At 43.2% G+C, this 20,326-nt stretch carries 18 protein-coding genes; 11 read left to right on the forward strand and 7 right to left on the reverse strand.

Going from position 1 to position 20,326, the window contains the following annotated elements:
- Positions 1-329: integrase core domain-containing protein (locus WC959_02385; GenBank protein MFA5687990.1), on the forward strand; the 329-nt coding region annotated here is incomplete at its 5' end.
- Between the two features lie 280 nt (positions 330-609).
- Positions 610-2,436 carry a site-specific integrase gene (locus tag WC959_02390; GenBank protein ID MFA5687991.1) on the forward strand — a complete coding sequence of 609 codons (1,827 nt, stop codon included), beginning with the start codon at positions 610-612 and terminating at the stop codon, positions 2,434-2,436.
- On the opposite strand, the gene WC959_02395 is transcribed toward WC959_02390, so the two are convergent.
- From WC959_02395 to WC959_02410, 4 genes are all read right to left on the reverse strand, one after another.
- Positions 2,396-2,680 (reverse strand): sigma factor-like helix-turn-helix DNA-binding protein, encoded by a 285-nt coding sequence (locus tag WC959_02395; protein ID MFA5687992.1) that lies wholly within the window; start codon positions 2,678-2,680, stop codon positions 2,396-2,398. The two genes, WC959_02390 and WC959_02395, sit on opposite strands and share 41 nt — an antisense overlap.
- A 58-nt stretch (positions 2,681-2,738) precedes the next feature.
- Positions 2,739-3,650, reverse strand: a complete 912-nt coding sequence (locus WC959_02400; protein MFA5687993.1) for a nucleotidyl transferase AbiEii/AbiGii toxin family protein — start codon at positions 3,648-3,650, stop codon at positions 2,739-2,741.
- A complete protein-coding gene (locus WC959_02405) occupies positions 3,643-4,434 on the reverse strand; it encodes a type IV toxin-antitoxin system AbiEi family antitoxin (protein ID MFA5687994.1) in 792 nt (263 codons plus the stop codon). Before WC959_02405 ends, WC959_02400 begins: the two co-directional genes overlap by 8 nt.
- A gap of 377 nt (positions 4,435-4,811) precedes the next feature.
- Entirely contained in the window at positions 4,812-5,153 is a 342-nt protein-coding gene (locus tag WC959_02410; protein MFA5687995.1) for a hypothetical protein, read from the reverse strand.
- A gap of 701 nt (positions 5,154-5,854) precedes the next feature.
- Between WC959_02410 and WC959_02415 the strand changes: the two genes are divergently transcribed.
- From WC959_02415 to WC959_02435, 5 genes are all read left to right on the forward strand, one after another.
- The gene (locus tag WC959_02415; GenBank protein MFA5687996.1) at positions 5,855-7,111 is read left to right on the forward strand and encodes a hypothetical protein; all 1,257 of its coding nucleotides are present in this window, start codon (positions 5,855-5,857) and stop codon (positions 7,109-7,111) included.
- A 1,230-nt stretch (positions 7,112-8,341) separates the two neighbouring features.
- A complete protein-coding gene (locus tag WC959_02420) occupies positions 8,342-9,217 on the forward strand; it encodes a hypothetical protein (protein ID MFA5687997.1) in 876 nt (291 codons plus the stop codon).
- Positions 9,217-10,089 carry a DMT family transporter gene (locus tag WC959_02425; protein ID MFA5687998.1) on the forward strand — a complete coding sequence of 291 codons (873 nt, stop codon included), beginning with the start codon at positions 9,217-9,219 and terminating at the stop codon, positions 10,087-10,089. The genes WC959_02420 and WC959_02425 overlap by 1 nt, the downstream gene beginning before the upstream one ends.
- Positions 10,090-10,144: 55 nt before the next feature.
- A complete protein-coding gene (locus WC959_02430) occupies positions 10,145-10,957 on the forward strand; it encodes an amidohydrolase family protein (GenBank protein MFA5687999.1) in 813 nt (270 codons plus the stop codon).
- A gap of 117 nt (positions 10,958-11,074) precedes the next feature.
- Complete coding sequence (locus WC959_02435; protein MFA5688000.1) at positions 11,075-11,566, forward strand: IS1595 family transposase; 492 nt, start codon at positions 11,075-11,077, stop codon at positions 11,564-11,566.
- 22 nt (positions 11,567-11,588) lie between these two features.
- Here WC959_02435 and WC959_02440 read toward each other — a convergent pair whose 3' ends face one another.
- The 3 genes from WC959_02440 to WC959_02450 form a co-directional block, all read right to left on the reverse strand.
- Complete coding sequence (locus WC959_02440; GenBank protein MFA5688001.1) at positions 11,589-12,656, reverse strand: LacI family DNA-binding transcriptional regulator; 1,068 nt, start codon at positions 12,654-12,656, stop codon at positions 11,589-11,591.
- Between the two features lie 163 nt (positions 12,657-12,819).
- Complete coding sequence (locus tag WC959_02445) at positions 12,820-13,545, reverse strand: hypothetical protein (GenBank protein ID MFA5688002.1); 726 nt, start codon at positions 13,543-13,545, stop codon at positions 12,820-12,822.
- A 56-nt stretch (positions 13,546-13,601) separates the two neighbouring features.
- Complete coding sequence (locus WC959_02450; protein ID MFA5688003.1) at positions 13,602-13,979, reverse strand: hypothetical protein; 378 nt, start codon at positions 13,977-13,979, stop codon at positions 13,602-13,604.
- 376 nt (positions 13,980-14,355) lie between these two features.
- Here WC959_02450 and WC959_02455 point away from each other — a divergent pair, with 376 nt between their 5' ends.
- From WC959_02455 to WC959_02470, 4 genes are all read left to right on the forward strand, one after another.
- Positions 14,356-15,717: a Gfo/Idh/MocA family oxidoreductase gene (locus WC959_02455; GenBank protein MFA5688004.1), complete on the forward strand. Its 1,362-nt coding sequence runs from the start codon at positions 14,356-14,358 to the stop codon at positions 15,715-15,717.
- Positions 15,718-15,732: 15 nt separating this feature from the next.
- On the forward strand, positions 15,733-17,130 hold the full coding sequence (locus WC959_02460; protein MFA5688005.1) for a sulfatase-like hydrolase/transferase: 1,398 nt from the start codon (positions 15,733-15,735) through the stop codon (positions 17,128-17,130).
- Positions 17,131-17,286: 156 nt separating this feature from the next.
- Positions 17,287-18,408 carry a Xaa-Pro peptidase family protein gene (locus tag WC959_02465; GenBank protein ID MFA5688006.1) on the forward strand — a complete coding sequence of 374 codons (1,122 nt, stop codon included), beginning with the start codon at positions 17,287-17,289 and terminating at the stop codon, positions 18,406-18,408.
- Between the two features lie 23 nt (positions 18,409-18,431).
- The gene (locus WC959_02470) at positions 18,432-20,189 is read left to right on the forward strand and encodes a hypothetical protein (protein ID MFA5688007.1); all 1,758 of its coding nucleotides are present in this window, start codon (positions 18,432-18,434) and stop codon (positions 20,187-20,189) included.
- The last annotated feature ends 137 nt before the right edge of the window (positions 20,190-20,326 follow it).

Raw genomic sequence — 20,326 nt, forward strand, 5'->3', positions numbered from 1 at the left:
GTCTTTTTCGCGCACATGCCTTTGAACCGGCTTGCGCCCGAAACAATGTAGATCACCGACTGACCCAACCCAACCATCCCTGGACCAACGGACAGGTTGAGCGGATGAACCGAACATTGAAAGAGGCGACGGTGAAGCGTTATCACTATGGAACTCATGATCAGCTGAAAGAACATGTACAGACCTTTTTGATGGCCTATCACTTTGCCAAACGGCTCAAACCATTACACGGTCTTACGCCATACGAATATCTCTGCAAACTTTGGACTTCTGATCCGGATCGGTTTAAGTTTGATCCGTTCCAGCACACTGTGGGACTAAACATCTAATGGGTGTGAGGCACGATAATTGTATTTCTCAGCCATGATGGAACAGGCGGCGTTTAGGTGATGATGTAAAAATCCATAAATCTACAATCGGAAGAAATATTTAATCTTACCTTGATTTTGATGGTACAAAATTGCTACACTATTGCTAAAGAATGGGTTCGACTCCCCTTGCCTCCAGATCATTAGAGATAACTTCTTGATTCATAGATAACTATGTAATTTTCAATAAGTTATACTTTTCAGACTGCTACACTTTTACTACACTTTGGAGACAGTAAAGGTGTTAATTGTAGTTGATATGAAATGTTGTAGTGTCAAAAACGGTATTTACTACTTTCGCCGCAAGATCCCCTTGGAAATTCGACAGTTTTATGGGGGGCAAGGTGAGATTATAGAATCACTCTATACTCGTGATGAACTAGCAGCCAAAAATAAAATCGAAAAAAGACGGCGAGAAACATCAAAAGATTTTTCTGATTTTAGGAAAAGATTACCATCACAACTTCAGCCAAATGCACGTGTTAAGACTCTTTCTAATAAAAAGTTACATTCTCAAGGGAAAGCCTTCGATAAATTTAGAGACAATGTTGATGATGCGGTTGCACGCACAAAAAAGCTGTGGGTACCGGATGTTACTGATAAGAATGAGCCTATTTTAAGAGCACCTACAAAGCAAACACTTTTAGAATTTATAAAAAATCGGTTGGATGGACTGGAGAAACTTTTAGATATCACCCTTTATAAAAATTTCGAAATTCTTCAAAAGTTTACAGTTGATTATTTATGCGATGGGCAAAATATCCTTGAAATTTGTGAAGGAATCGCTGGGAAACAATTATACCCAGACTTATCGTTTCCTGAAAGCATCGGACAAGCAGTCATAGCATATCTTATTAAAGCATATACCGAACTTCGGCGATCAGTATCCGATGCGTTATCTCTTATGCCAGAAAAGTATGAACGTCAGGAATATGTCGCTGAAATTACCCAAGAAAAATATAGCTCTAAATTTGCAAGGCTATCTGAAGTATTAGATGCATGTTTGGCTTTTAAGGAACGAGGTAAAAAAGCAAGAGAAAAATTACAAACGTCTATAGAACTTTTGATTGAGTGGGCAGGTGACAGATTAATTGATGAATATACACAGAAAGATATGATCGATTTCATTGATCGGTGTTTGGCAAAACTTCCACCAAATAGAAAAAAGGTTTATCCTTGGCGAGAAATGTCATTAGTGGAAGTTTTAGCTGAAGATGATGATTTAAAAGATTTAATAAGCCCTCAAACCGCCAGAAATATATTTTCCGGCATTATCACTGTTTTTCATTTCGCACATACGATACAAATTCCTAGATTGGAAATGAATCCGACAAATGGATTACGATCCAAAATAAAATTGTTAGATGACAATACTTCTCGCGCATATTCTCTGGAAGAAGTTAAAAAAATGTTGAGTCATTTAACGTATGATGCCCAAAATCCTGCACGATATTTCGTCGTTTTATTGGGCTTATTCACGGGAGCACGTTTGAATGAGTTGTGTCAACTTCATGTTTCAGATGTAAAAAACGAAAATGGGATTTGGTATATCGATATTAATGAAAACGACAAGAAAAATACAAAAAAACGACTGAAAAATAAACCTTCTGCACGAAAAATACCACTTCATCGCGAATTAATTAACATAAACATCGGGTTTTTGAGTTATACTCAGCACCGAAAGAATAATCTAAAATCAAATGATGGATTGTTGTTTCCTGAATTAACTTACGATGAAGCCGCAGGATACGCACGAAAAATTTCACGGTGGTTCAATAAAACATTAAAACCAAAATTTAAATCTCCTAAGAATAAATATGAAATAGGATTCCATTCGTTGCGCCACCTGTTCATTCAACAGGCGCAAAACCAAGCTCAAATGGGGGATAGGGCAAGAATGGATATTGCCGGACATGGATATTCTGGAGCATCCAAAGTGCATCTTCAATATGCTGGAAAATTACCTGTTGATAGACTACACGTAGAAATGGAAAAATTAGACTATGGAATTCCATTACCGAAACGATTTAAACCATCTGAAGCAGTTGATGCACTCGCTGGCGACTGATGTTCATTGATTGGGCGATTTCGCCAAGACTAAGTCCTTCAGAGCGCAACTGACTGGCTAGAGATATTTTCTTATCCGTCTTTTTCAGGCGTGACCCGGCTTTACGTCCCAGCGGTTTCTTCAATACCTCTTTTCTATAAACCAGACCGGCTTTGACACGTTCAGAAATCCGTATGCGTTCCTGTTTGGCAATGGTCGATAAAAGGGAAATCACAACATCAGTTATTATTTGACGTTTACGCAACTATTTCAAGGATTACAACATTCTATCATCATCGCTTCGTTTTGAAAAAAATACCCGGTTATACCTGCAACACCTGCGTTAACGCCTGAAGTGCCGCTAGGCGCTTTTCAGCGTCCATCTTTTTGATGTTTTGAATCTTCCATTGCAACGCTGGCAGTCGTTCCAGATGCTCAATGGGGATAAGCGCCCATTCTGGTTCTCCGGTTTTTATCGATAGAAGAAATTTTCGTTCGTTTTCAATCAGAGTTGAATTAATTTTTTTAATCAGCTGTTGGCGAATGCCTGACAATTGTTCAACCGAAACGGCATCTCTGGTCATGCCGGAAAATTGAGAATTAAATAGCGTTTCCAGCGGTTGTTCATTCGGACACAATAATTCAACCATCGGACGATGATGTCCTGCCAGATAAATTACAAATGCCTGGCGGATTTCATCTGTTAAACCGAATTTTTCAAACATTAAGTGAACATCAAATAAATCTCTCGGATGCTGCCGATCCAATGCAGCGCAAATTTTTCCGCCATATAAATCCGCTAGCGAAAGGGTCTGGGCTTCTACGAACTGCTCAAATTCTGATTGTGCAAAGGGGCAAAGGACTCTTGTTTGCGTTGGATATAACGCACCTCGAAAAACAAAGTTCGGCTCAATCGTCACTTGAGCATCCGGCGTATTCACAATTAACCGCCCTGTAACTCCTGAAACAGGCACCTTGGTAATCATCGACCGGGGCAGTTTTGCACTTATTTCTTCTGTCAATTCTTCCAGGGATGCGGAGATGCCGCTCAGTGCTTCTGCCCGTGGTATAAGCGGAAGCCATGCCAAATCAATATCCACCGAAAGGCGCGGCATGTCCTGAATGAACAGGTTTATGGCAGTGCCGCCTTTCAGCGCAAAATTCTTGTGTTGCTGTATAAGTGGAAGGATTTCTAACAGCAGTTGGACTTGTTTTTTATAGGCTGGGTTAAACATCCGGAACTCCTTCATAAATTTTTGCCGGCGGGACAGTGATTAAAAAATTTTTATCCAAAACTCCTCCCTGATAAACCACCCGTTTGCCTTTTCCGATATCTACACGGTTATAATCCAGATATTTCACCCACGGGTGAGAGCAGGTTTCTGCCATCCAGAGGAATATCCGTTTTACCTTTACGGATCGGCACGCCTGTAAAAGCTGTTGAAGTTCGTCAGGGCGTAACATTGAAAGCCCGGCGAAAACGGTTTGAGCATATTCAAAGCTGGAATTGTCGTTGATGCCATAGAGCAATTCAAAAACGGCACGTTCTGCGGTTGAGGCAGTCAGAACAAAGCCCTCTCGTTGAATCGTGCTTTTTGAGAACGTTTCAGCGGCATCGAATAGATGAATATTCCGGTGTATAAGTTCAACACCCCAGTCTTTTTTAGAAAACCATAATGGCAACCGGTCAAACCCGTCACTGAAAAGGATAACAGGGGATCTTTGACCTAGCGGCAGAAAATGAGCCAACCCTTTTAATTCCAACGCAGTTAAGCCGGCGACATGTGTATTCATTTCCAACTGGGTTTGAAGAGAAAACAAAGCTCCGTCCCATTCAACAGCCTCACCGGCTCGAACGTATGCTCCATGCCCTATACGATAGAGCCAGCCCGAAGAGACATACCGCTGAGCCAAACCTTTTGAGACGCCCTGCAATGCCAGCCACGGCAGCGTCAAGACTGTTTTAGGAACCGCATGTTGCAAAAGGCGGTTTATCTTTATTGAATTTTGAACACTCATAGTTTGCCTGAATAGTAAAATATAAACTGCCAATGTCAACACGTTGGTTTATTAATATTTATAAAAGCATACTTTAAGAATACTTTTAAAAATATATTTATCTCAATGAACGGGAGCCTATCAAAAGCCTGATGAGATAGAAATGTCTGAAAAGATTAAGAATTTTGAAATTTCTCACAGCTGAACAGTGTTAAAAGCTGCATAAAATTCTTAAATTCCGGCATATATTTTATAAATAATTGATAATTAATGGATTATCCTTACAGAATCGATTGTTCTGATTTTTAAAAATTATAAAAAATTTAAAAATAATTTTTTTGGACTTTGCCAATTTCTGAAGATCACTTGTTGGCAATGGATTAATGAGATTTCCACACTTAAAAGCATCGGGCCTGCATTTGCCGTTCTAAAATAGCGATACGCGCTTTACAGCTCTCAATACCAGCCAGTCCGGCAGAGTACGAAGCAAGTGTTCCGCTGATATATTCATTATAGCCCTCCTCGACTTTCCGTGTGTGCTCAGCTTTCCACCTGTTCTGTTCCGCAATAGCGGCAGGTTTGTCGTTTTCCGGCAGAGTACTCAGATATTCAGAAAACAGCAGGAATACCTTGATCTCATAGAGGAATGCGATGTTGCTGACGGTATAATTCCGGAACTGTTGCGGATCAAGCTCCTCTAAAAGTTCTTCTAATTGCTCAATCGGCTGATCAATTTTCACTTTATCCGGAAATGCTACCCCGCTGTTTGGACACTTTTTTGCGATTTCTCCAAAGCAGAGGCAGTTTATTCCAAGGAGTGTGATAACGCTTTGTTTATATAAATGCATGATTCATTCTTACCACGGTTATGCCTGAATCGCCAAGGGACGACCAACTTTTTATCAATATTAAGGCAGGCAATGTCAGATGTATAGAGTGAATTGCCTAACTAGAGATTGCACAGTCTTTTTTAAAGAGAAATTTTATAATAAACTTTATAAAAAATAAATTATAATAAAGTTACAACTTATACTTGAAAGTTAATGTTATATGTGCTATTATACTCCTAAAAGGAGTTATAGATGACAATAAACAAGTAAAAAATCAATGATAACAAAAGATACATATATAATGACCTGGAATTCAGGAACATATCTGGATACTGAAAAAGTAAAAGCAGATCAAAATGCAATCATGCATAAATAGAAGTGATTGATAATCTTTTGTTCGATAGAGCTGAAGTATTATTGCAAGCATGGGCAAAATCGCCTTCCCATTGGTTGCTTAGAAACAAACAGGCGGAGAAATGAGATGTGCATTAGTACAATCGAATATTAATAAAATGTTATGTACGTAAAAAGCGGAAAAGAAATATTTTTATTAAGTGGCATCCTTATATGGGAAAGAAATTGGCTTGTGCATCTCCTGTATGAGGATCTTTATGGAATGGTTCCAGCATGAAAACCCTATAATTTGCAATGTAAACTATCCGTACTCTGAAAAATCTAAAATATATTTAAATATCGTAAAAGATATTCGAAACAGTAAAGTTTTAAGATTTTCAGATGACTTTCATTCGAAACATTTGAACACCATTTTAACCTATTGCTTCCTTTCATATAAATGCTCCAGACCTGTTGCTATATATTTAAATGGAACTAAAAGCTTAAAATCCGTTTTAAAGGCTCTGGAAGATTTAAAATACATCAAATTTAAAAGCGGCTACAAAATTAGAAATTTTTACCAATTATCGAAATTCCGCCCGACAGAACGTTTAAATTCTCAATTTAAGAACATAAATATTATCCCTCTAAAAGATATTTTAAATGTTCGGATTATTACAAAAAAACGAAAATCTGCTTCTGGAAACAATCAAACAAAAGAGATTACAATTCTTAGCTCATCAACTTCTGATGGAAAATTTATCTCTTCCTATAATACGTTCATAAAAAATCAAAACATCACATGTAAATTTAAAGAGGGGGATTTTAAAAACAATGACCACCTTTATGGATTTTCTGGAGTGTTTAATCTTAATAGCCAGATCGCAAGAATCTATTCAGAGCAAGAGAAAGTTGGTGGTCGTTTATATAATCAAGATTTCTTTTGCGTTCAACATTTAAGCAAAAAACTGCGAAAACGGATAAAGATCAATGGTGAAAAAACTGTAGAACTTGATTTTGAAGGACTACATCCCTCTATGTTATATCACCTTGCCAGTCGGGAGGTTTCGGGTGATCCATATAATATATTCCCTCAGGCCACTGATAAAAATTTAAGAAAATGTGTTAAGTTCTCATTTAATATTTTAATAAACTGCTCTTCCGATAAAGAAGCTATTCGGGCTTTAAATAAAGCCTTATTTAAAGAGCATCCAGAATTGGGCGAAGTGCTTAAAAATCATTACAAGGGAGTAGCGACGGTTTATAAACGATGCAACACCCTTTTAAATGATGTAAAAAAGTATCATTCATCAATAAAATCTTCTTTTTGTTCTTCGGCATGGAAAACGCTTCAATTCGAAGATTCAGAGTTAATGCTGGAAATTTTAGAAACATTGATGGAGAAAGAAATTGTGGCGTTGCCAATACATGATTCAATTATTGTGCAAGAACGACATGAACAAATCGCCAAAAATGTAATGAAAAGCACATATTTTTCTAAATTTAAAAAAAATATTAATGTCAAGGTGTCATGACAATTAATCTTGGAAGGTATATGCAGACTGAGCCTTTTGAGAATTCAACGATGGAGAAATGCCTATAAATGAGGTCGGAAGCCTTATGAAATGCTTGAGGAGTTTAAAATGTCTAAAATATTAATGATTTTAAACAAATTAAGGAATATTTTATAATCCATTAATAATCAATATGTTAAAGGTAGAATATCAATTATTATAAATTTTGAAAAAAATAAAAAATAATTTTTTAGCTTTGCCGCTATTTAGAGATTATTCGTAAGCAGGAGATTAATGGAATTTTTACACTTAAAAGTATCCTGAATCCAAAAACTAAGATGTACATTTAAGGGATTTGCAACCCGCATAACTTAATTGGTACACGATAAAATAATTTTTACTGACATGTAATTGATAGAAGTTAAAAAACTTTTTTCAACTGATTTGTAATGGTTTTTTAATTTAATTCTTTTACCAGCTCCTAATTCAGAAATGACCTTATCCTCGGTAATCTCTGATAGGCGTAAAATGAGCTTTAAATCCCCTTTAAAGAGCTTTTTGAGGCTTTAGGGTAGTATGGTGCCGGAATTCTCATAATGGCTTTAAAAGCAAAATAAGGGCATTTTTCCAGCAAGAGTGTTTGATGAAAACTTTGAATCTTACAGGATTTCTAGTTTGGTTTTTCTCGTCAACGTCAGAGGTATGAACGCGAATGTAAAAAGTGTCGAGCATCTCGCCGGAAAATGGCTAGGCAAAAAACGCAGTCTTCAATATAGAGGTATTATTTTTACTCTTCCTCAGAATCTTGAATTTCTCGTATCAGTTTATCTAGCTCCTCGCAATCCCAGCATGTAATGCCTTCAATATCTACTGGGGACAGATCGCCCTGTCTAGCGTATCGTTGCAAATAGAACTTGATGATTTTGAGTATTTAGCGGCTTCTTGTGTTATGATAAATCTAAAATTTTCCATGATTTTTTCTCCTTTTAAATAATTACTATTTAAAGCAGTAAAAAGCTGATTTTTTATGGCTTGGTATATTGCAGGCAGATAATGGATGTGAGGTAGTCACGCAGGGAGCGTATTGGACGAGAAATCTAATATCTCAGTGATAAGGTTGATGAACGCTCTTTATTGCAGGCTGACCGTTTGCATTTTTTCCATCAAAACTTCGTTACCTTGTTGACATTAACAGAATCGATGTTAATTTTCATGAAATTAAAGTCGTTGACTAAAAAGAAAATTATGCATATGGAAAAAATAAACATGGATATTTATGTGAAACGGATTTCTGATCTGACGGGACCGTTGGCTCAGAAAATACTCGTTGTCGATGATGTTGACCAATTAAACCGGCACATTGCGGCGGAGCTTGCCGACGCGCTGGCAGAAAAAATCGCAAAAAATGAGATGTTAACGGTAATATGTCCCGTAGGACCTCTGAACTACCGTTATTTCACGCAGGAGGTGATCAAGCGCAACCTCAGTTGTAAAAATCTTAGAACGGTTAATATGGATGAATATCTGGACGACAACGACCGGATCATTGATTCATCACATCCTTTGAGTTTCCGCCGATTTATGGAAGAGACATTTTTTTCCCATTTACCGGAAGAGCTGCGGCCTTTGCCGGAAAATATTATTTTTCCCAATCCGGATGCTCCTCAACTCGTTACACAGTTGATTGATGATATCGGCGGTGCGGATATTTGCTGGGCAGGATTTGGTATTACCGGCCATGTGGCATTCAATGATCCGCCGTTTATGACAGGGGAGTCGACAAAACTTGAGGATTTCCGTGTCTGCAAAACCCGCAAGATTGAAATCCCTCCAATGTCTTTCGCGCAAATGGCGATTGGAGGGACAAATGGCAATCTGGATATTCTGCCGCGGCGGGCTGTAACCATCGGTATGTATGAAATGCTGAAAAGCAAGAAGTTTATTCTGACGTTCATGCGTAACTGGCATGCCGGGTTGTGGCGCAGAGCATTTTTGGGACCGGTAACCAGTCAATTTCCGGGTTCGTTGATTCAGGAACATCCGAATTTCTCAATTGTTATGACAACGCTGGCAGCAGAACCGCCCATGATTAATACGGCTCAAGAGATCGGCGAGACAAAAAATTGATGAGAGGGTACTGGTTTTTGTTACTTGTCGTGCTGGCATGGAGCTTTGAATATATTTTTATGAAAATTTCTGCGGACGCGATTTCACCGTTAACTGCCGGTGCCATTATGTTTTTTACTGGCGGAATGTTACTGTTTTTCCATTTGATACTGCGACGGGAACTTCATTGGAAACAGATTGTAAAAAATGCTGTACCGTTGATAACTATTGGGTTCGTCGGTGTTGCATGTAATGTGCTGCTGCTTTTCGGGGTCAGTTTGACGCCGACGATCAATGCCGCTGTTCTAGGAAAATCAGATGTGCTTTTTTCACTATTATTATCTTTTTTTATTTCTCACGCATCACTGCGTAAAAGTGCTGTTTTATTTATTTCTCTGATGCTGATCAGAATTTTTATTCTGGGTTCCGGTGAAACGATGGAACTAAACCGTTCTGGTCGGAACGGAGACTGGCTAATTCTGGGCAGTGCATGTTTGTTAAGTGTGAATTTATTTATAATAAAAAAAGCGGTTGTAAAATCCGGGGTTGCGTTGCTCAGGTGTACAAATTGCCTGATCAATGCCGTCGTATTCGCAGTATTGTGTTTCGTATGTAACGTAACAGATGACTTTTCAAAAATAACAATTGGAACTCCCGCAGCGCTTATAAGTGCCGATATCTGTGTTTATCTGTTTTTCATCGGATATTATCAGGCATTCAAGTATCTACCGATCTGGGGAATACGCATTTTAATGCTGGCGATTCCTATTGTTATAGCCATTGCCGGTGTGGTGTTTCTCGGGGAGTATCTGTTCGGTACAACAGTTCGCGGGGATGGCACTGATCCTTTTCGGGGTGGCAGGAGCGCTGCACTCCGGAAATTGTTTTCATAAAACAGAAACCTGGTATATTGCTCGATCCCTTTCCAGAAAATACAGAGTAAAGAGAATGAAAAAAATTGATTCCCATCATCATTTGATAGAAGAGGCGGGGTATGTCTCTATGCTGCTCAGGACGATGGATCGGTTGGGTATCGAAACATCAGCATTAATAGGACTTGGCCCGCTTTTCCGGCATTTATTCATCAGAAAACCATATGATCCTGCCTATAAAGCAGATAATGATGCAGTTGAAAAGGTTTCGCACCAGCACCCTGACCGGTTTATTCCGTTAGGATTCATTCGCCTCGGCACGGACGGACCGGAGACAGTAACAGAGCTGTATGAACGTGGTTTTCAGGGGATAAAATTTCACATTCCTTTAGAACGATATGATTCAAAAGAGTTTTTTTCTGTGTATCAGCGCGTTTGTGATCATAAACTGCCAGCGCTGTTTCACACCGGTGTGATCGGCTTGCCGCAGCCTGCGCCGGGAGAGGGCATTTCATCGTTTAACATGAGTTGTATTCATCTGGAAGCTGTTGCTCAGGAACTGCCGGATATGAAAATAATTATTGCTCATCTGGGTGTGCAGGATTATTTAACCGCGCTCACGTTAATCCGGATTTTTCCGAATATCTATGCTGATCTTTCAGGGTCAAACCCAGGCTGGCGCGCAAATATCCCGCTGGACCTTTGGAAACAGCTATTGTGGTTCCCTGATGCACATAAAAAAATATTATTCGGCAGCGATGTCCATGAAGCCGAAATCGGGGAGGGAATTACGATTTACGAAAATATTATTACCGCCGCCGGCTGGGGTGTTGCAGAACGAAAAAGCATCTACTATGATAATGCGGAAAAAATATTCATCCCGAGGTAGGATGCTTAAAAACAAGATAACCTTAAAAAAGACGCCGATACCTTGTTGGTGTTTATTATCTTTAAGGTTCAAGACAAGTTAACGGGGTTGACATAACCCTTAAGATATTGTCTTGAAATGAGTAATAAATATATTTTCCATTCACGGATTTCGGAGCACGACTTCCGGCGTATTATCCGCTACTTTTCGGTGGATATTGAAGCATCGAAGATGGCTGTTCTTACCGGGCTGAGTCGTAACACAACTCAGGTTGTTAAGAACTGTTCTGTAAAGGAGTTACTTCCTATTATACAACAGAAAGTTGATACAGAATCGATCGTATATACCGATGGATTTAAAAGTTACGATGGCCTGGTAAACTTCGGGTATCGGAAGCATTACAGGATTCATCATGGGGAGAATGAATTTGCTGCCGGACGAAATCATATCAACGGTATTGAAAACTTCTGGAGTATTGCCAAGGTTCGGCTTTCAAAATTCAGAGGAATTCACAAATCAACGTTTTATCTCCATCTGAAAGAGTGTGAATTCCGATTTAATCATCGTCACGAAAACCTCTATCAGATACTGTTAAAAATGTTCAGAAAACGACCCTTTAACTTGTCTTGAACCATCTTTAAAGCCATCTGGATTATTCCCCGATGTGTGTACTCTTCCGTTCGATCAGGGTTGGAATTAATTGTATGTTCTGCATCGAATCATTGCATTTTTCTGAAAGCAGTCGTTCGACAGCTAATCCAGCCATTTTTTTTATGTCGACACTGATTGTTGTCAGGGACGGAATGGTTTGTTCTCCCATCGGAAGATTATCGCAGCCAACAATGGCGACATCTTCCGGTACTCGTTTCCCTGCGGTTGATAAGGCGCGCAAAACGCCGAGCGCCATTTCGTCGTTGGTAAAAACTGCATCAAAATACAGTCCGGTTTCTAATGCGTCTCTAATGGCTTCATTAGCACTTTTGGCAGTAAAATCCACATCCAGAAAAAGAGACTCATCTATTTCAATATGATGCGCTGTCAGAGCTTCTCTATAGCCCCTTTCCGTGTCGCGGGTAAAATAATGGTCTTTCAGACCGCGTAACAGTACAATACGTTTTCTTTTGATTTTCAACAGATGTCGTACTGCTTTGCGGGCGGCTTCAGCGTAATCGGTAGTGATGGTTTCACAGGATTCTTCAAGCCTGGGGTCTCCAGCATGGTCAACGAGTACTGCTTTGGGAACGGTATTCAGTAATGTCTTTAATTGATCAACGGGAAAATAGCCTAAAATGATAAATTTTTTTGCGCGCGAAAGACGAAGTGTATTACAAAGAGAGACAAAATCGGCATATCCTATGCCGCAGCATCGAATAGCGCAATCATGCTCACGGGCATTCAGTTCCTGTTCAATTTCAACCAGCAGTTTGGAAAAGAACATGCCGGACAGAGACGTTGCGGTGCTGATTACAACGTCGACTACCGGACGCGATATAATTTCGTCTTTGCGGGGACGTCCCTGTCGGGCGTTAATCCGGTATCCCAGTTTTTCGGCGGTGGCCAGAATTTTTTTACGGGTTGTTTCAGAGATTGAAGCTCCCGGCCGCAGCGCCCGGCTGACTGTCATGGCGCTGACTCCGCATGCTTCAGCAATTTCAGTAAATCCAATACCCACACGTTTCGTTTTAATTTTAACTGTTTTTTGTCGGCTTGTTTTTTTCATGACAACTTTTTTCTATAATGTGTATTTCAATACTGCCGCATCCTGACAAAAACCTCAACGTTCTTATGTTAGTATACGTATTGCCTCACATAAAAAAGACACTGAAGGGGTGAGGATTTTTGATCATTGACCGGTCATGAGCTAGTCCTTTCGTTATCGTTTGTCAAGCGGCGGTTTTCTCAGCCTGTTTTTTCAGTTCTTCAATGCGGCGTAATTGTTTTTCGATCCGCCGGTTGAGTTCGAACGGGTCCAGTGTGTTATACTCCTTTTTTAGCGCTTTGGACTTTTCCGGGGTGAGGATGCCGCTGGCGGTCAACCGCTCGTACGGTGTGGCGGGTACATCGCAGGTTTTTACATACCGGCTCCCGACCCGTTCCTTGCCCGTCAGTTTCATGACCGGTTTAAAAAAGTTGTTCAGCTTCTCCCAGTCTGCATACAGGGTGTTGAGTTCCCCCACCAGCGCCGGATCTTCCAGCCGGTCGTAGCCCGGCAGCTCACGCACATGCGTCCAGTTTTTCTGTTCAGCATGGGCATTGTCGTTTTTGCGATACGGACGGCTACGTGTAAAACAGACCGGACGTTTGCGCTTCAGCAGATCATCCGCCAGGTGCTGATTGATAAACTCACTGCCGTTATCCAGATCAAAGCCCGGCAGCGCAAACGGCAGTTTACCTTCCACATCCTGCGTCTGCTCCGCCACCGCCGCTGCACTCTTATCCCATTCCGCACGCAGCACCGTCCACTCGCAGATTAAATCCGTATAGGTAACCGGCCGGCAGAACGACCCGCTCATTGATCTGCCGCAATGCACCACCGTATCCACCTCCAGATACCCCGGCCGGTCCACCGCTTCATTCGACGTGCGGATTGGAATCATGGTTTTCAGCAACGACCCCGGCTTCGTGCCGCAGTTGCGCTTCCGGCGGCACTGTGCTTTACGCGATTTTAACAGCCGGTCGATCTCGCCGGACTGATCTCAAGCAACTGCTGCCGGCATTCATCGCTCACAACTCCATGCCGCCGCTCATCATGCGGCAGCCAGGCTGGGATAGCTGTTTTCAGCCGCTTTGAACACAACTGACCCGTTGCCATCCACAACGCCGCCAGCACCTTTAGGAACTCCGGCGAGGCATACACCGGCGGTTTCCCGCGCTTTTTCGGCGATGGCGCATCCGACCGATTCAGCCGTTTAATGGCATATTTGCGTTCATAGCCGCACACCGCGCAAACCTCATCAAGCCGGTGCGATTTATACATCTTCCCCGCTGTTTTATATCTGCGGCATTGAATCGCCAGATACGGATCGCGTAATTCCAGACTCATCGTTTCCATCCTTCCAGCAACAGGGAGTCATCCTTATGAGTCAACGAAACAATCCGCCTCCCGCTTCTGTCTGCGCCTCGGTGTCTTTTTTTATGAGTCAACATCGTATAATCGATGTTCAAATAAAATTTAGTTGACACAACATAGGCCGTTTTGATTATTTAACAAATATATTGTGAAATTATTTATAAAGAAATTCTGGTATGCCCAAAGCGTTACTTCTCTAAACGCGGCATAATATTGTGGATATGAGATAGCAAAAGAAAAAGAAATGAACATATCTGGAATAGAAACACTTAATGATAACAGAATTTTCTTCTAACCCAAATCGTATTTGAACGACGGAAGATTTTAATCAGAAGGAGATTTCGTGAAGATGGCGCATAACAAGGATACATCAACATTCGCGGCCAGCAACGGCGGGGAAAAAGTAGCAGTGTGCGACCGGAATATGTGCAATTTTGCGACACCACCGGCAAAAGATAAAGTAAAGGTTGGAATCATAGGTCTTGGGCAGCGCGGTCGGTACGGTGAGGGAGGTGCGATGCATCGGCTGCCACTGGTTGCTGATGCGGAGATTACCGCACTTTGTGACATCGATGAAGCTCAGGTGCTTGAAGCGCAGAAAAAGCTTCGCGAGGTCGGCCGGCCAGAGGCAAAATCATTTTTCGGCAGCGAAGAGGCCTGGAAGAGAATGATCGATCTGGATTTAGACCTCGTATACATCGCCACCCCGTGGAAGCAACATGCCATGATGAGCCTGCATGCGATGTTAAACGGTAAACATGCTGCCGTTGAAGTGCCGGCGGCATTGACGCTGGATGAATGCTGGGCATTGGTGGAGACATCGGAAAAAAGCGGCAGACACTGCATGATGCTGGAAAACTGCTGTTATGATTTCTTTGAATTGCAGACATTTAATATGGTGCGTCAAGGGGTGTTTGGTGAATTGACTCATGCCGAAGGCGCTTATATTCATAACATGTGCAACAAACTCTCACTGGACGATGAGAAAAACGGAAAAATCTGGCGCTTTAAACAGAACGATTCGAAGAACGGAAATTTATACCCAACACATGGGCTCGGCCCGATTGCTCAATGTATGAACATTAACCGCGGCAATCAGTTTTCATATATGGTGTCGATGTCAAGCCAGGAAGCCGCGTTTACTGATTATGCGGTACGGCATGGTCGTGAAAAGTACACGCACCTGAAGCATTATCGCAGCGACATGAACACGTCGCTGATCAAATGCGTTAAAGGGCAGACGATTATGCTGCAGCATGATATCAGTACTCCGCGTCCCTACAGCCGGATCTATTTACTGCAGGGGACCGGGGGCATTGCATATAAATGGCCGGTACAAAATATTGCGCTGGCCGGTAAAGACGAGGGACATGAATGGCTGAATCCGGAGGAATTGAAAGAACTGGAAGCAAAATATGAACATCCATTAAGTCGTACGATCGGTTCGATTGCTAGAAAAATCGGTGGACACGGCGGAATGGACTTTATCATGGATTACCGGCTGATCTATTGCCTGAAACACGGGCTGTCGCTGGATATGGATGTGTATGATGCCGCAGCGTGGAGTTGTATTACGCCGTTGAGCATTGAGTCAGTATCTAAAAAAAGTGTAGCAGTGGATGTTCCTGATTTTACGCGCGGTGCCTGGAAAACGAATGTTCCTTTAGGAGTGGTGGATGTTGATTTATCTGAAACAACACCAGCGGGATGAAGAAAGGATTTGTTGATGAAGAAACCGAATATTTTAATACTCATGAACGACCAGCATCACGCGGGATGCTTTGAATATGCCGGACATCCGGATGTCAAGACGCCGAATATTGACCGCCTGGCGGCGGATGGCGTGAATTTTCGGAATGCATTTTGTCAAAACGGCATCAGTGTTCCTTCACGGGTTAGTTTAATAACAGGACAGTATCCTTCAACGCACGGTGTTTTCGGCAGTGACACAATGGGGATTCCGGCCTCATTGATCTCGCTGCCGGCATATTTGCAGAACTTCGGCTATCAAACGGCCATGATTGGAAAAAAACATATGCCGAACTGGCCGACTCACGGGTTTCAATATGAGCGGCTTTGTTATCACGCCGATGCGCCGGTGCGTGAGCTCCATTATTACAACTATCTCAAAAAACATAATCTGCATGCACATTATGACGAGCTCGGCGATGTTGAAAAATTCACCAGCTTTGACAGCCCGATTCCGAATGAACATTCGATGGAGGTCTGGACGGCCAACGAAGCGATAAATTATCTTCGTACCCGCGACCGGTCTAAGCCGTTTATTGCGGAAGTCTCCTTCGAACGGCCGCACCCGCCATTGTCGCCTTCGCACGATTGCCCATTCAGCTATGATCCGGACGCGTTAACCCTGCCGGAAAACCGGCGGGAAAATATTGGCGACAGTCCGTTTTATTTTAACCGGAATGTAGAGCTTAAATGGTCGGCCGCCACACATGGTGAACAGGTGTTGCGGCAGGCGCTGGCACGTTATTATTCATTAATTACGCTTATTGACCAGCAGATCGGCCGAATTGTGGAGAGTTTGAAAGAGACGGGCGATCTGGAGAACACAATTATTATTTTCACCGCCGATCACGGAGATTTCGCCGGTGAATACAGCCGGATGGCCAAAGGCTGGAGTTACGACGCCATCTGTCGTATTCCGATGATTGTCCATTTCCCGCAGCGGTTTGCGCCGGCAGAACGCATAGATGAGCTGATTGAGCAGATTGATATTTTCCCGACGTTATGCGACCTGCTTGACATTCATGTTCCCCGGGCGGTGCAGGGGAAATCGCTGCTGCCAGTGCTTGACGGAGTTACGGCACCGGAACGGGACACTGTATTTTTTGAATACGCGACCTGTAAAACAGTTCGTACCCGGGAATACAAATTAAATTATGGATTTGATGGCGAAAAAGGAATCGGTGAGCTGTTTGATTTGCGGAACGATCCGCATGAATATGAAAATCTGTTTAATTCGCCGGCATACCGGGATGTCCGTGAAACGTTAATCCGGCGGCTGCTGGACTGGCAGCTGGAAATACAGCAGCCGGTGAACTGGCAGCCGGCGGATACGAATTATCCGTCAACCCGCTGGTTCAATAATCCGACAAGATGAAAACGCATAATCATAATGATTTTTATAAAAAACGCTGTACGGCGGAACCGTTCGCACGCCGCTCGGTTTCAAGGTGCAGACAGGTTTGTATGTCTCAATAACAGAAGGAGTAAATCAATGACCCCATCAATATCCAAAGCTGAATTTCAGGAAAGAATGCAGAAATTTCAGACAAACATTAAAGCTGCCGGGCTTGATGCCGCACTGGTGCACGGCATCGAATGCGACTGCGCCAATGTCCGATATCTTTCTGAATACTGGCCGACGTTTGAAGCCGCCGGAGTTTTCGTGCCGGCTGAAGGAACCCCGATTTTGCTGATCGGCCCGGAAAGTGAAGAGTACGCCAGAGAGCGCAGTGTGATTCCCACGATTCTGAAAATGGTTCCTTACCGTGAATCCGCGGAGCCGGAATATCCGGGAATGCCGGGAATCGTAGGCTGGACCGATGTGCTGAAAACAGCCGGTATAGGAGCAATAAAAAAACTCGGGATTGTGAGTTCTGCGATTACTTCAATGCCGGTGATCAATTCCCTGATGGCCGAACTGCCGGACGTGGAAATTATCAAAGCTGACGATACGCTTCAGTCGCTGCGTTTTATCAAGTCCGAAGCCGAGCTGGCCTGCATGCGCAAAGCTTATGAAATTGGCGAGCTGGCGATTAAAGCAATTTTAAATGAAATTAAGCCGGGCATGACAGAGCTTCAGGTAATCGGAATCGCTCAGCGCGAAATTTATAGGCACGGCAGTGAATATGAAGGGCATGCGCTCTATTGTTTCAGCGGAAAACGTACGAACAGCGGCATCTGCCGTCCAAGTCATAAGGTGATTAATGCCAATGAAATGATCCAGCTTAATATCGGCGCGCGCGTGGCCGGTTATTCGTCCAGTGTCGGTTTGCCGTTTTCCATTGGCGCGCTTCCGGCGGATCAAAAAGACCTGCTGGAATTCGGCTTGAAGGCGCATAAGAAAACGATCGAATTGATGGGTGGCGGACGGCCTGCTGCGGATGTTGTGAAACAGTATGAAGCGTGGGTTGAAGAGCAGGGATACACCAAATTTATGCTGTACGGTCCGTGCCATTCAATCGGAATGATGGAGGTTGAACGTCCATGGATGGAATCGGTTTCCACATTCAATCTGGTTCCGAATATGACCTTCCAGGTGGATACATTTTTCCATACGCCGGATTACGGATTGCGCTGGGAAAACGGCGTTATTATTAAGCCGCAGGGGGTTGAACTGCTTTCGCAGAAATACATGAAAATCGTTGAACTGTAATTCAGGGCGGAATGGGGGCAGGCGTGAGTGAGCTGTTAAAAATCTGGCGCTCGCCGGCAAGTGCATTTGGAAAATTCAGCGACCGGTATGATCCGTCCGAGGAAGAAACCTGGAATGTGCTTGACGCGTATACCGATGACGAACTCAAACGCATTGCAGATTCCGGATTTAATGCCATCTGGGTTCATGCGCTGCTCCATCATATTGTTCAGACGCCCGATTATCCGGAACTGGGGATTGATGCCGCAGAGCACCAGCGGCGGTTGAATGGATTGATTGACCGGGCGGCGCAGTACGGACTGTCCGTATTTTTATATATGCAGCCGCCGCGCGCGCTGCCGGAAAAACATGAACTGTTCCGGAATCACCCTGAGATTATGGGACAGCGCGAGTTGGCTCAGGGGTGCGATTACGACGAAACATTCACGGTCTGTTCCATGTGCACCTCTCTGTCGTCAGTTAAAGCATACCTTTACAATTCAGCCGCAGAGCTGGCACGGCAACTGCCCGGGCTGGGCGGTATTATTCTGATTACGGCATCCGAATTTCCGGCGCATTGCTGGTCGCGGCGCGGAAATACGATTACTGCTTTTGGCGACCGGGAATACAAAGACATCGAATGCCCGCACTGCCGGCGGCGCGATCCATGTGAGGTTGCCGGTGAAGTGATTCAACTGATGCGCGCAGGAATCCGCAGTGAAAACAGTGCGATGAAAATCATCGTCTGGAACTGGTCATGGACAATGTATGAAAATCCGCCGTGCCGGAAAATTATTTCCGGATTGCCGCAGGATGTCACTCTTCTGGCAGATTTTGAGCGCGGCGGAAAACGTGTAATTCTGGGCAAAGAGCGGGATATTGATGAATATTCGCTCGGTTATGCCGGCCCGTCTGAACAGTTTATTGAATCCTGGAAACTGGCGGAATCCTGCGGTCTGCAGATTATGGCAAAACTGCAGATCGGCACAACGCATGAACTGGCCACCGTGGCGAATCTTCCCGTAATCGGTAATGTTTACCAAAAAGCGGTCAAAATTCTGGAGATGAAGCTGGCAGGATTCATGGGAACCTGGAATTTCGGTAATATGATCACGGCCAACACGGCGGCATTGAATTTCTTTCTGGATCAAACCGCTCCGGTGGATCAGAACGCCGCGTTGAAAAATTTTGCGGACTATTATTTTCCCGGCGCGAATGCAGAAAAAATCGTCGCGGCATGGGATCTGTTTGGCGAGGCGATGGCCTCCTATCCATTCTCCATCCCATTCCTTTATGCCGGGCCGGCAAATTTTGCCTGCATCCTGCCGATGAAGCCGGCGCCGTTAAGCGGAACGCCGGTCGGGCGGTCGTGGCTGCCGGATGAACGCGGCGACGATATGAGTGCGGCGCTGAGTCCATATTGCATTGAAGAGGTGATCGAAGGTTTTACAGCGCTGGTTGAACGGTGGGATCGTGGAGTGGACATATTGTCCGCCGGGCTAAAAAACATCAATTCTGTGCATGCCGGACAGGAGCTGGATAATGCAACCGTGTGCGGCTGTCTATTCGCCAGTACGTTGCATTTTTCGCAGGTCTATGCGTTGCGGAAAAACTGGGATGATGCCTCGTTGCCAGAATACCGCCGGATTATTTCCAGTGAGATTGAAAATCTGAAAAAACTGCTGCCGCTGGTCGAAAAAGATTCGCGGTTCGGATATCATATTGAATCGCACGGATACCAGTTCGATGCACAGCGGATCAAAGCTCAAATTAAAGAATTGACGAAACAGCTAACCGGCTGAAATGCGTTTAGCCGCATAGCGTAATTATAATTGAATGGATGAAAAATTAACAGAGGAGGGGAAATGGGTGTGAAACGTATAATGATAAATTTGTTTTGAAATAAGGCACAGTTACAATTGAAAGAGAAAAAATTAAC

It is taken from the genome of Kiritimatiellales bacterium (genome assembly GCA_041656295.1).
Lineage (GTDB): Bacteria > Verrucomicrobiota > Kiritimatiellia > Kiritimatiellales > Tichowtungiaceae > Tichowtungia.

Bases quoted from the DNA above. Each gene is read 5' to 3' on its own strand.
- WC959_02435 (MFA5688000.1), top strand. From the start codon at position 11,075: ATGAGTAATAAATATATTTTCCATTCACGGATTTCGGAGCACGACTTC.
- WC959_02460 (MFA5688005.1), top strand. From the start codon at position 15,733: ATGAAGAAACCGAATATTTTAATACTCATGAACGACCAGCATCACGCG.
- WC959_02425 (MFA5687998.1), top strand. From the start codon at position 9,217: ATGAGAGGGTACTGGTTTTTGTTACTTGTCGTGCTGGCATGGAGCTTT.
- WC959_02400 (MFA5687993.1), bottom strand. From the start codon at position 3,650: ATGTTTAACCCAGCCTATAAAAAACAAGTCCAACTGCTGTTAGAAATC.
- WC959_02440 (MFA5688001.1), bottom strand. From the start codon at position 12,656: ATGAAAAAAACAAGCCGACAAAAAACAGTTAAAATTAAAACGAAACGT.
- WC959_02450 (MFA5688003.1), bottom strand. From the start codon at position 13,979: ATGAGTCTGGAATTACGCGATCCGTATCTGGCGATTCAATGCCGCAGA.
- WC959_02430 (MFA5687999.1), top strand. From the start codon at position 10,145: ATGAAAAAAATTGATTCCCATCATCATTTGATAGAAGAGGCGGGGTAT.
- WC959_02415 (MFA5687996.1), top strand. From the start codon at position 5,855: ATGGAATGGTTCCAGCATGAAAACCCTATAATTTGCAATGTAAACTAT.
- WC959_02455 (MFA5688004.1), top strand. From the start codon at position 14,356: ATGGCGCATAACAAGGATACATCAACATTCGCGGCCAGCAACGGCGGG.
- WC959_02420 (MFA5687997.1), top strand. From the start codon at position 8,342: ATGGAAAAAATAAACATGGATATTTATGTGAAACGGATTTCTGATCTG.
- WC959_02465 (MFA5688006.1), top strand. From the start codon at position 17,287: ATGCAGAAATTTCAGACAAACATTAAAGCTGCCGGGCTTGATGCCGCA.
- WC959_02405 (MFA5687994.1), bottom strand. From the start codon at position 4,434: ATGAGTGTTCAAAATTCAATAAAGATAAACCGCCTTTTGCAACATGCG.